General features: G+C 43.7%; 9 protein-coding genes. 5 read left to right on the top strand and 4 right to left on the bottom strand.

The features are described 5' to 3' along the window. Positions 1 to 5 precede the first annotated feature (5 nt). Together INP83_RS12140 and INP83_RS12135 are read right to left on the bottom strand one after the other, a co-directional pair. A complete protein-coding gene (locus INP83_RS12140; RefSeq protein WP_255563312.1) occupies positions 6 to 3,254 on the bottom strand; it encodes a TonB-dependent receptor in 3,249 nt (1,082 codons plus the stop codon). A 402-nt stretch (positions 3,255 to 3,656) separates the two neighbouring features. After that, positions 3,657 to 4,709 (bottom strand): FecR family protein, encoded by a 1,053-nt coding sequence (locus INP83_RS12135; protein ID WP_219124292.1) that lies wholly within the window; start codon positions 4,707 to 4,709, stop codon positions 3,657 to 3,659. Positions 4,710 to 4,880: 171 nt separating this feature from the next. Between INP83_RS12135 and INP83_RS12130 the strand changes: the two genes are divergently transcribed. The 5 genes from INP83_RS12130 to INP83_RS12115 all read left to right on the top strand — a co-directional run bounded on the left by INP83_RS12130 (position 4,881) and on the right by INP83_RS12115 (position 7,265). Next, complete coding sequence (locus INP83_RS12130) at positions 4,881 to 5,441, top strand: RNA polymerase sigma-70 factor (protein ID WP_219124291.1); 561 nt, start codon at positions 4,881 to 4,883, stop codon at positions 5,439 to 5,441. Positions 5,442 to 6,099: 658 nt separating this feature from the next. Then, the gene (locus tag INP83_RS21205) at positions 6,100 to 6,222 is read left to right on the top strand and encodes a hypothetical protein (protein ID WP_255563138.1); all 123 of its coding nucleotides are present in this window, start codon (positions 6,100 to 6,102) and stop codon (positions 6,220 to 6,222) included. Positions 6,223 to 6,242: 20 nt separating this feature from the next. After that, positions 6,243 to 6,503 carry an alcohol dehydrogenase catalytic domain-containing protein gene (locus INP83_RS21380; RefSeq protein ID WP_370630569.1) on the top strand — a complete coding sequence of 87 codons (261 nt, stop codon included), beginning with the start codon at positions 6,243 to 6,245 and terminating at the stop codon, positions 6,501 to 6,503. Between the two features lie 142 nt (positions 6,504 to 6,645). After that, entirely contained in the window at positions 6,646 to 7,017 is a 372-nt protein-coding gene (locus INP83_RS12120; protein WP_219124289.1) for a zinc-binding dehydrogenase, read from the top strand. Then, positions 6,987 to 7,265, top strand: a complete 279-nt coding sequence (locus INP83_RS12115; protein ID WP_219124288.1) for a hypothetical protein — start codon at positions 6,987 to 6,989, stop codon at positions 7,263 to 7,265. The genes INP83_RS12120 and INP83_RS12115 overlap by 31 nt, the downstream gene beginning before the upstream one ends. A 116-nt stretch (positions 7,266 to 7,381) precedes the next feature. Here INP83_RS12115 and INP83_RS12110 read toward each other — a convergent pair whose 3' ends face one another. Both INP83_RS12110 and INP83_RS12105 read right to left on the bottom strand, forming a co-directional pair. Continuing rightward, complete coding sequence (locus INP83_RS12110) at positions 7,382 to 10,462, bottom strand: glycoside hydrolase family 2 TIM barrel-domain containing protein (protein ID WP_219124287.1); 3,081 nt, start codon at positions 10,460 to 10,462, stop codon at positions 7,382 to 7,384. A 687-nt stretch (positions 10,463 to 11,149) separates the two neighbouring features. Next, on the bottom strand, positions 11,150 to 12,007 hold the full coding sequence (locus INP83_RS12105) for a hypothetical protein (RefSeq protein ID WP_219124286.1): 858 nt from the start codon (positions 12,005 to 12,007) through the stop codon (positions 11,150 to 11,152). Positions 12,008 to 12,361: the final 354 nt, after the last annotated feature.

The following is a 12,361-nucleotide window of genomic DNA, read 5'->3' as shown; positions in this document are numbered from 1 at the left end:
TTTGATCATAATGAGACATTTACACCTATCAGGTAGGTGCGTGGTGTAGCGTATGTTCCCTCGTCGATACCGAAGTTCAACACACCGCCATTAAGTTCAGGATCGGTACCTTTATAGCCGGTGATGGTGAAAAGATTGGTTGCAGAAACATATACCCTCAGCTTTTGTATACCAGCTTTTTTCAGGTTCGTGAAAGTGTATCCAAGCTGAGCATTACGTGCCCGCACGTATGATCCGTTTTCGACGAAATAAGAATTTGGTGTTGAGCCGCTGCTGGTTGATGCATCCAACTCCTGAATGGGCGCTTTCGCATTATGATTTGTCGGCGTCCAGGAATCATATAGCGCAGTATAGCTTTTGGCCGTCTCAAAGGATGCATAAAAATCCCTCCAATATTTGACGTTGTTCCAGATTTGATTACCAAATGACCCGTAAAGCAAGACATTGAAGTCAAATGCTTTGTAAGTTAGCCCCAGCTTAAGACCGGCTGTAAAATCGGGATTGGGATCGCCGATAAAGGTACGGTCGGCATCGTTGACCACGCCGTCGCCGTTGATATCTGCGTAACGGAAGCGTCCCGCCTTCACGTCATTCTGATAGACGGCATCTGGGTTGCCTGAAGCCTGCATTGCTTTTGCATTAGCGGCATCGATCTCGTCCTGCGAATTCCAAAATCCCACAACTTTATAACCATAAAACTGTCCGATGGGATGACCAACTTCGTTCCTTACCATATTAACATCGAAACGTCTGGATATATCTGAATAAAAATAACTGGAACTATTGGAAACCTTAGAAATTTTATTGTTGTAGGTAGTGACGGAAAGCGTGGTATTGAGCGTCAATTCTGACCCGATTTTTGTGTTGCTTGTTACTGCAACGTCTAGGCCGTCCGTACGCATCTTTGCTATGTTGACGTAAGGGACTGTCCCGTTTCCTACTGTCCCTAGTTGTTCCGGGTTAAACAGCAGGTCTTTGATATCTTTACGATAATAATCTGCAGTCACGGACAATGCCCCTCCAAACAAAGTCGCATCAAATCCGATGTTGCTGTTAATATCTTTTTCCCATTTCGCATCAGGATTACCGATTTGCTGCTGATAAAATCCGGGTACGATCGTTGTTCCCCCTCCTATCGGATAATACGATTGACCGATACTTGATCCGTAGGTATAGTAAGCATTGGCCTGTGTCAGGTTCAATTGATTACCCATGATACCCCACCCACCGCGGATCTTAAGGTCGCTAATCCAGCTCACATTTTTCAGAAAATTTTCCTGCGATAGACGCCAAGCGGCACTGACCGCGGGAAAGTAACCGTATTGATTTTCTTTTGAAAACTTGGAAGAACCGTCTCTTCGGATCGTCGCGTTGAAAAGGTATTTACCTGCATAACTATAGTCGACGCGTGCAAAAGCGGATAATAGCGTAGATGTACTGCGTGCGCCATAATTACCGATTCCTGATGCAGATCCCGTATTCAGATTGACATAATCCGGGTCAAAAGAAAAATAGTTCTGCCTGGAGGCTCCTATATAGCTATCATATTCTTCAAATGCCTCTGTGCCCGCTACAACTTTTATATCATGTTTTCTGATTTCCTTATGAAAGCTCAGCGTGTTCGTCCAGGTGTAGTTCCAGTTGCTGTAGGAGTCTTCACCATAACTGTTGGTTTGCGTGTTCTCCTTATTCTCGTAAGTAGGATAATTAAAGTAATGAGAGTTTCCGTTGGCGATATCGCCACCGAAGGAAGAACGGAACGTGAACGAACGAAGAAAATCGACTTCTGCGTAGATATTTCCGAACAACCTGTATCCCACGTCTGAATTTACTTTCGACCGTTGTTGGATGGCTACCGGGTTGTTCGCATCTCCAAGCCCTGAGCCATAGCTACCGGCATAATTACCGGCGATATCATAAACCGGAATGATCGGTTGCTGCCTTAAAGCCATCGTGATCACGCCATCCGGATTGTTGCCGCTGACCTTCGGATTTTTAGTAACGGAGTAGGCCAGGTTTTCCCCTATCCTGATATGCTTATTAAAATTGAATGCACTGTTTGCACGGATCGTGTAACGTTTTTGATAAGTGTCGATCAGGGTACCCTGTTGGTTATAATAGTTGGCGGAAAATAAATAACTGCCATTGTCCCCACCTGCTCCAACAGCAATATTATGACTCGTTATAGGCGCACTTTTAAAGATCTCGTGGTACCAGTCCGTACCTGCCTTATTGGCTTTGGTAATACGATTGAAATTATTGAAATCATCACCGGACGTATAATTGGGATTTACGTAATACAAAGAAGGATCCGTTGCCGGATCGCCATTTTTCGCGCCCGCGGGTACGATGTAATCGGGCAGCGTATACTTGCTTGATTGACCGTCAGGGTTATACTGTTCGTCCGTAAAGTCCGTGATCCCCGAATTGGTCTGCGCAAGATGCTTCAGGTCAGCCATTTCCTGCGGATTGAGCGTTTGCCATACGTTGCCGCTTTTAGGCACCTGCGTTCCGTAATAAGCATCGTATTGAATGGTCACTTTACCTTTTCCACGTTTTGTCGTGATAATGATCACGCCATTGGCAGCCCTGGCACCATAAATCGATGCAGAACTGGCATCTTTCAATACCTGAAAGCTCTCTACATCATTAGGATTAAGCGTGCTGACATCCTGCGTTGGGATACCATCGACGACGTATAATGGTGTGTTGTTGCCAAAAGTGTTAAATCCTCGGATGCGGACCTGTGGTTCTTCACCAGGTTGACCGGACCCGATCACCGTAACACCCGGTGCCTGCCCCTGCAGCTGGGTGTTCACGGAGGATGAAGCGGTTTTATTGAGATTTTTAACGTCTACAACCGAAACGGCTCCCGTCAGATCTTTTTTCCTTTGCGTTGTATAACCCACCACCACTACTTCCGTCAGTGCTTTTGACTCGGCATTGAGTCTGACATCAATACGTTGTTGGCCGTTGACAGCAACAGTCTTTGAAACAAAACCAATAAAGGTGAATTCCAGGTTACCTTCACTAGACGGCAGGGTCAAGCTATATTTCCCTTGCGCGTCTGTAACAGTAGCTAAGTTTGTACCGGAGAGCTTCACGGTGACACCGGGCAAGGTTTGTCCCTGCTCATCTGTAACTGTGCCTGTGATCGCGAATACCGGTGCAGTAGGCGCGCCGCTGGGTTTGATGATGATGAGATGGTCAATAACATGATACGTTAGTGCCTGGCCTTTCAAAACTTGTGTCATCAGTTCTTCGATACTTGCATGTTGTGCATGGATAGTTATAAGCCTGTTTTTATCAAGTTGATCGATCCTGTAAAAGACAGAATATTCACTACTCTGCTCGATTTGTTTAAGCACCGAAGAAATAGTTACCTGTTCCTTATCGATGTTAAATAATTTCTGTGAAAATACGTTGGCGTGTACTTGCAGCAGCCCCGTGAGGAGCAACACGGAAACAAGTTTCATCATTGTCAGTAATTTACGGCAAACGGGATTCCCCGGAAGCGGCTTCCTGTAAAAAATAATCATAAATTTGTGTTGTTTAATTAGTTAATACGATGCTTCCCCAAGCTTTAGGGTATTAGCTATAAGAATGAACAACACCCGGAATGTTGACGCATTCCGGGCTGTTTTTGTATACTTAGATCATAGACCGGCACCTCCTATCATTATATTGTTACCTGTTTGATTATAAGTTATTTCAGTATTTTCCTTGATCACATCGAGTATTTCTGCGGCTGACCTGGCATTTTTAAAGGTGCCGGAATACCGGATCTGCTTTAATCGTTCATCCTTAATCGCTATAGCAGTGCCAAACCGACGATCTAACGTCTTAGCAATTTCTTCGAGGGAACTGCTATCAAATGCCAGGATATTTTCCTTCCATCCGACGAATCTGGCTTGCTGATCAGGCTGAATTTGCAGGATTTGGATCTTTTGAAAATTATCGTCTGTGCGCTCTTCCAGAGAATCTCCTGCTTTAGCCAGATTAGTCGAAGCGCTGAGTACTTGGTGCGCTTTTAAATAGATGCGATTGTTTTCATTATTTCTTGCTGACCCATTTTCTACCGATATCTCACCCTGAACTACGGATGCTTCGAAAGTGTCGTCACCCGGATACGCCTTGATATTAAACTGCGTGCCGATATCCCTGATCGCGTACTTTTTCGTTTTAACCAGAAAAGGCAGTTTGCTTTCCTTTCCGCCAATCTCAAAAAATGCTTCGCCAGAAAGACATACCGTACGGTTAACCGTATTGAAACCTTTTGCAATTGTCAAGGCAGAACCGCCGTTCAACCAGATTTTAGTTCCATCCGACAGCTTAAATATTCTGCTGGTCCCTTTTGATGCTGTTAAACGAACTTCACTTTCTGCGTGGGGCTTGTCATCTGAAATTTTCCAAAATCCGACTGTCATAATGAGTAATGCAGCCAGCGTGATTCCACTATATAACCATCTCTTTTTGCTGATGATGGGGTCTTGGAAATTTCGGCTACGGAAATCCTCAAAGGCTTCGTCCGTATTGATTGATGTCTGATCATTAATCAACGCGTCTTGCCAAAGCTCGTAAAGATTTGCGAAATGCTGTTCGTTCTCAGGATGTGCGTTGATCCATTTGCTCAAGAAAACGATTTCTTCCGGCGTAGCTTCCCTGGTGATGTACCTGATGAGCAAATCATCAATATTATCGTCGTTCATGTACCCGTAATACAATCGAATAAGCAATTACCCCCAATCTAATTTTGATTTTTTTAATTTTATACGTCAAATGATTTCGAAAAAATGAGTTTTAACGCGATTTTATTATTTAAATTGATAATTATCATCGTTGTATGATTATATTGGGCTTACGAAATTGGTGTTTCTTCTATGCAAAAAGATCAAGACTCCCTAAGCAACAGATTGAAATCCGGCGATCATAAGGCTTTTGAATCGATATTCAAAAGCCACTACCGTGTGCTGACACTTTTCGCAAACAGAATGGTCAACGATTTGGAAACCGCCCGCGAGATCACTGATGAAGCCTTTACCAAGCTATGGGAAAAAAGAGATAATTTAGATACCACTTGCTCATTGACGTCTTACCTATACAAGATGGTGCACAACCGCTGCTTAAATCATTTCAAGCATCAGCAAACCAAAAACCTTTTTTTAGATTATCTTCACCGTCAAAACTTACTTAATTTGCAGGCCGAAAATTTTGAGCTCGCGTATCATGACAAAGAGATTGGCGAAAGAATAAAATCCGCGGTGAACGAACTGCCCCCACAATGTAAAATGGTTTTTTGCATGAGCCGTTATGAGCATTTAAAATACAGAGAGATTGCTGAACAGCTCAATATCTCCGAAAAAACTGTAGAACGGCATATGACGCTGGCCTTTGCAAGGCTTCGTCAAGCCCTTAAAAATGATTATTCAGTTTGGTTATAAGCGTGTATCAAGGAGTGCGTGGAGCATAAGCGAAAGTATTCGAACATTGAACTTTTTAATTTCATTTGTTATGATTTCGACCATAATTGTGTATTTAATGACCGGTTAACGGTCTGCAACCTATCGAGCTTTTTTTTTGGCATAATAGACTACACGGATTGGGATCGAAAATAGATTTATACGAAGCTACGCTTTCATGAATTTATATGCCAAGTCTTAAGTGATTAACAACTCTATCTTCACCTTAGTGAAGGGTTCCATCCTACTATTCTACACTTATATTCACCAGTTATCTACGTGTCTAGCTTTTTAAGGTAGCAATTTGAGATACACGACACATGCGTTCCGAACTAAAAATAATTTAAGTTTAGATGTTGACCCTGGTATCCATGATGTGATGTCAATCGTACTGGAGGAAAAGCTATGTGATTATATTACATACTGCACGCACCGGTATAGGAGTGCCGGCTAGCATAGTGGTCTACAATTCCGGTCTCATTTTGCCGGTTGTTGATGCTGGATGCCAGAGATGGTCGGCATATCTTAAATATACTGATAACATACCCCTGAACCGCATTTCAGAAATAAACGCGGCTATGCATAACAGCGGTCTCTTAATTTTGAGTCTACCTGGAAAACGTTAAAGTAATCAAGCTTAATGATCGGACACCACAGCTGGTCTTGGAACTTCGGAGCCGATTTTACGTTTTTTATGATCAGTAAAACCAAGGGGATGCACATGGCATTCATCATAGCCAACAACAGGAAAGCATTCCTGTAGCTGAACAGGATGGAAGAAGGATGCATTTTCGGACACAAAATCTCGGGGAAGTTAGAGAAGTAGGGAACGCAGTGGTCAACATCAAGGTTGTTGACATGGTTTGTACGCCTTATAATATTAGTTGCGGTCTTTGTAAAAACTGTGAGCGTGGGCTCACCGCGTTTTGTCTGACCATGAACCCGGGGTTTGCGGGTGCCGCATATGGGTTTGCCGGAATGGGTTCCGACAACGGGGTGCAGGCAGATACCTGCGGGTTCCATTTGCTGATTTTAACTGCTTAAAGCTTCCGAAGACGCAAAAGAGAAAAAAAACGATTATGTACTGTTATCTGATATCTTCCCTACCGGCTTTCATGCAACTCAGCTGGCGGGCATTAAACCTGGTGACAATGTGGTCATCTATGGCGCCGGGCCGGTGGATTTAATGGAAACGATCTCAGCTGGCATAAAAGGAGCAAACAAAATTATGGTAGTGGATGACCATCCGGATAGGTTAAAACTAGCAGAAGACTTGGGCGCAATACCTATCGACTTCTCAAAAGCACCCGCAGTTGACCAGGTATTGGAATTAACTGCTGGCGTTGGAGCTGACAGCGGTTGTGAATGCGTGGGTTATCAGTGTTGCGATAAACACGGGCACGAACAGAATAATATTACCATGAACGAACTGGTGCAAGCCGTTAAATTCACAGGATCCATTGGTGTTGTAGGTGTTTACGTTGCCCGGGATCCAAAGGCAGAAGATCCTCTTGCAAAAAAAGGCACATGGAATTTGACTTTGGCAATTTCTGGTTGAAGGGTCAAAGTATTACGACAGGCCAGGCCAGTGTCAAAGCCTATAACCGTCAGCTTTGCGGTTTGATATCTTCAGGTAAAGCCAAACCTTCCGTCATCATTTCTCACGAACTTCCTTTAGAAGAAGCACCTACAGGTTACGAACATTTTGATGCCCGCGACAACGGTTGGACCAAAGTGATCTTAAAACCGGGCATGCAAGGCGTCACAAAAGATAAAGCAGAAGAGCCAGAGTCGATAACTGCTTAAGCCCAGAAAAACTGACACTATTAACAGGAAAGCTTTCGCAATTAACATTTGCTGCCGAGCTGTAAAGCCGCTATACACATAGCGGCTTTTGCTTTCCTATATTAAATCCATTACGCTTATAGACTGATATCATAACTAAATATTGTCTTCTTTCCATATACACGGTATTGCTCCAGTGGACGTGGTCCGCAACCATTTGAACCGACGCCTAGCGTTTTGTGACTGATGATCAATACAGTGCTTTTACTTTCCGGCAGATCGATCTTATATTCAACCGGCATCATCTCTTCGTCCGTGTAAGGTAGTGCTGAAACCTGCATTAACGCGCTGTCTGATTTAACACCTAGCTTTAGTCCGTTTGCTGATGTCAGATTCGCCCAGCGTACATCTTCATGGTTACCGCATTCCATCGGCTTTTCGTAAGGTGTCATTTGCTTTGCAACTGAGCTAAAATAGTGGTTGACATCCGCACCGCGTTTACGATCAGCATAGTTCTCCATGGGGCCCCGGCCAAAATAATCAAACTGTGTTAGCTGCCGGTCTAAAAGCATCCGGACACCCATTCTTGCAAGAGCAAATGTTGAGTCGCTGGAAGTAATTTCGTTGGTTGCATGGATATGGCCGTTCGCAGTTATGATGTACGTAACTTTATGACTGATTTTATAATCCTGCCTTCCATATCCGGTAAGGTCAGCACTGATCCGGACCACACCGCTTTTTTCCTGTTTATAACTTACATTATTAACCTTCCAGTCCAGCTTTGTTATTCCTTTCTTTTCCCAATCGTGATACGCCCACATGTCATCGATTTGGTGAGGGGCACGCCAAAGGTGTAAACGAGGTCCCCCATTATCTGTTAATATATTTTTATCCTTTTCCTCTATCCGTGTAAAAGTACCCTGTGATTGATCAAACGCCATGAAGAAGCCCTTACCTCTCAAGGTTAACAATTGGCCGTCTTCTTTGATAACGAGATCGCCTTCAACCGCTCTGACAGATTTGGCTGCGCTATTATTTGGAATCATTATCTGCTGTTCCGCAAGCTCATAATTTTTAGGCGCCCACATTTCCCTTTCTTTCAGGTGTAATGAAATGCGTATAAAATATTCGGCCCCAGGCTTAGCTTTAAACTTAAGGGGTATGTGAACAAATCTTTCGGCTCCAGGAACGATCGAACCAGTAATAAATACACCCGTGGCAACCTGATCTCCGTCCTCGGTAAGTGACCACTTCCCGGTGAACTGGTCAAGGTTGGTAAACTGATACCTGTTTTTGATGACAAAATCCCCTTTCAACGCATCTTTCGCTGTGATGGTTACCCATTGATAAGCATGTTTTAATTCGGGATAGTGTGGCTTCAGCGAACGGTCTGAAAAAACCACGCCTTTGTGGATGAAATATCGGTCGTTAGGATACTCGCCGAAACCGCCACCATAAGCGGTAATTGGATGCTTAGGGTCGCGGTTGTTATAAATGCCCTGATCCTGCCACTCCCATATGGCACCACCCATCAGCGAAGGATATTTGTCGAAAAGGTCATTATACAGATCAACCGAACCCATGGAATTAAACATGGCGTGAGCATACTCACAAAGGTAAAATGGTTTGGTAAGCTTACCGTCATTCGCGTTCTTTTCAACGTCAGGCAACTGCGTATACATTTCACTATCGATATCTGCCGGGTTGTTGCCGCCAATACCAAAGCCCTGGTAATGTGTAGGCCTGGTATTGTCGATAGATCTAATGACATCCAATATCGCCCTGAAGTTAGACCCGCCTGACCCACACTCATTACCCAAAGACCAGATCACAACGGACGGATGATTTTTGAAGTTCTCTACATTCGCGCGGTTTCGTTCAATAAGCGCAGCCTTGATCCTCGGTTCTTCATTGAACTCATCCCATGCCCCATGGCTTTCGAGGTTGGCTTCCGCAACCAGGTAAATGCCGTATTCGTCGCACAGTTCGTACCACCTCGGGTCATCTGAATAATGACAGGTCCGCACGTGGTTACAATTAGCCTGTTTAATGAGGATTATGTCTTTAACCATTTGTTCTTCGGTCACAGCATGTCCGTTATCCGGCCAATTTTCGTGACGATTGACACCTTTTAATTTCACCGGCACGCCATTAACCGTAAAAAGTCGCCCTTTTATCTCTATCTGCCTGAAACCGGTTCTTGCCGAAAGCCGTTCTTTAACGACATTACCTTCTTTAACTGAGAGGACTGTTGTGTAGAGCTTAGGTGTCTCTGCCGTCCATTTTTGCGGGGCCTTTACCGGTATTTCTGCAGTGATATTAACTTCTTCCCCCGGCTTAAGTGCCGGTATATCTCGCAGCGTTGTTATGCCGGCAATAGGGTTATTACCATCATAAAGCTCGACACTGAGCTGGCTGGCGCCTGTAGCGCTCACAGTATAATTTTTTACTTTAGCCGAGACGTGTAAAACCGCATTATGGTATTGAGGATCAAATGTGGTTTTGATGAAATAATCGCGTATATGGACTTGAGGCGCGCTCCACAGCGTGACGTTTCTGAAGATGCCACTCAAACGAAACATATCCTGGTCTTCCAGGTAGCTTCCGGTGGTGAAACGATAAACTTCTACGGCAACCATATTATTGCCCGGTTTAACATATTTTGTAATATCGAATTCTGCTGCGTTACGGCTGTTCACACTATAGCCAACTTTTTTGCCGTTAACCCAGATAAAAAATCCTGCATCCACACCGTCGAACGTAATAAATACGCGTCTGCCGTTCCAATTTGCCGGTAACTCAAAGTTACGGCGATAGCTGCCAACCGGATTTCTTTCCTGGTAAGCAGTAAAGCTTACCGGTGGCGTGCTCATCACCCGCGGGAAATCTTTCTGAAAGATGTAATCGTAATTACTGTAGTAAGGCGTTCCGTATCCCTCAACCTGCCAGCAAGATGGCACTTTTATATCATGCCAGCCAGATACATCATAGTCAGTTCGATAAAAATTAACCGGACGCTTTTGTGGCCAGTCCACCCAGTTGAACTTCCACATGCCATTCAGACTGCGGGCGTAAGATGATGCGCGCCTGTTTCCCTCCAGCGCTTCCTCAAGCGAAGCGTATGGCATCAGCGTCGCATGATTCAATTCTTTGTTAATACCAACACATTCAGGATCCTCTATCTCTTTAGGTACAAAAGCGGTATCGGTTCGTGACATCAAATGATTAAGGCCCGCTGACTGTGCAATTGCCGTAAACCGTGCTGTTAAAATAAATAAGCAAACAATTAGATAAATAAAGATCGATTTAGGTCTGGAAATGTTCATGGGTATCTTTGATTTCAATGTTAAGTAGTTGATCGTTCTGCAAATTAGTGTACATACACTTATAAATCCCTAGGCAACGCCTAAATAAATTATCCGCCAAAATCGGGTGCGCTATCTGCTATAACCAATAGGCTCGCTGGCTGTAAAATTGTAGTGTGATGCAAAATGAAATAAAAGGATGCACCAGGTAAACCCACTCTAAATTGCAACACTGTTCGATACGCTCTATTGGTTAACGACCATTTAACAATCAGCTTTAAGGCTTGTATTGACATATTTAAATACGATTAAATGCTGCCACAGCGTAGATTCGTGATAACATTTGGTCGCTATCAAATTTATTGCAGTAATTTCCAAATTACAATACCGAATTCTGGATTTCAAGACCAACCCAGGGTCAGGCAACAAACAATGTGTTGACCAAAGGGAGTATATCAAGGAACAACTATCAATTTACGCACGGAGTAGTTCTCTGGGCCTTCACGATCTTCAATAAACGATCTCTTGAAATTTTTTTTTAGCGCGTTGCAATTGCGGCAACCATGCATTCCCCTTTTCGTCCTTATCCCCGAATGAATTTCAGGCCTTCTCTTTTAAATCTGTGCCCGCAGCGCCGCTCCAAAAATGAATAAATTCCCCAAAATTGAGGTCTCTGGCATACTCCGGGAAGCTTTCTCTTCCATTATTGTAAGTTTTTTTTGGGAAATATTCTGCCAGCAGATCAAAAAACTTAGTTAAAGTTTTTGTTTTTCCATGTTCATTGTAGATGGGGTAAAACCAATCCTTATACCAATGGGTACCTGGCCGCGGGAAATCATCAGCGGTTTGGAGTTTCATATTGTGCCAACGGGTAGCATCATCATTTCTGCCAAGACCGAGATACAGATCATATTGATAGATCTCCATGAATTTGCTATCGTGCCAGATAGGAAATGCAGGTGAGCCGTGAACGCCCTGAGAAGCTCCCTCAACGATATGACCGATTTCATGCGTTGTGAGGTCTATATCATTACCCGCACCAGATGTCCATGCGTTTATATCGTTAGAGCCGCAATCGGTCACGTTATGATAATCATGGCTGGCGTCCATATAAGTTGACGGATGCCCGCCAGAGTATTTACCTGCGTGAAAAACAACATATAACCGCGGATCTTTACCAAAACTTCCATATGTGTTCTTTGTGTAATTCCATGCCTGCGCCATGTAGGTTTTTGGCCAGGTGATGTTCGGCTTAACGTCATCGTCATAATAAACAACGACGCTGCTATCATGATAGATGCGGTTAACCAATTGTTTATGGTCAAACCAATGTTCCTGCCACTTTGCAACAGGCGCACTTGGGTCTACAGCTAAGCTGTTATTTAGGACCGAACAAATTACACTGCATAATATCTGTTTATCTTTTACGAATGATGAGGTGTGAAAGCGCCGGATCACCTAGCAAGCGATCCATTTCCAGCTCAATAATATTCTTAATATCCTGTTTGATGTCCAAATAATTTCGTTCCACGACTGCCGGACTGATCTTTTTTATTTCAGGCAGTCTTTATTCAATGTCTTATGGTCGTTGACAATTTTGCCATGATAAGCTTTTATTCGATCCTACAATCGGGGTTATCCGCCACGAGACCGACAAACTCTCCGGAACTAATCGCAGCGGAAGGCACAGCGGCCTGCAGTTGTTTAGATGAATAAATTTCTTTTTAAAATATCAATCTTACTTGTTGGCTGCAGGGATGGATGCAAGACAGATTACCTACTATCCTGAAAATAGATACAAGTCTTGTCCAT

The organism is Mucilaginibacter sp. 21P (genome assembly GCF_019331605.1).
Lineage (GTDB): Bacteria > Bacteroidota > Bacteroidia > Sphingobacteriales > Sphingobacteriaceae > Mucilaginibacter > Mucilaginibacter achroorhodeus.
The sequence above is the reverse complement of the archived record's forward strand: the minus strand, read 5'-3'. Positions and strand labels throughout refer to the sequence as shown.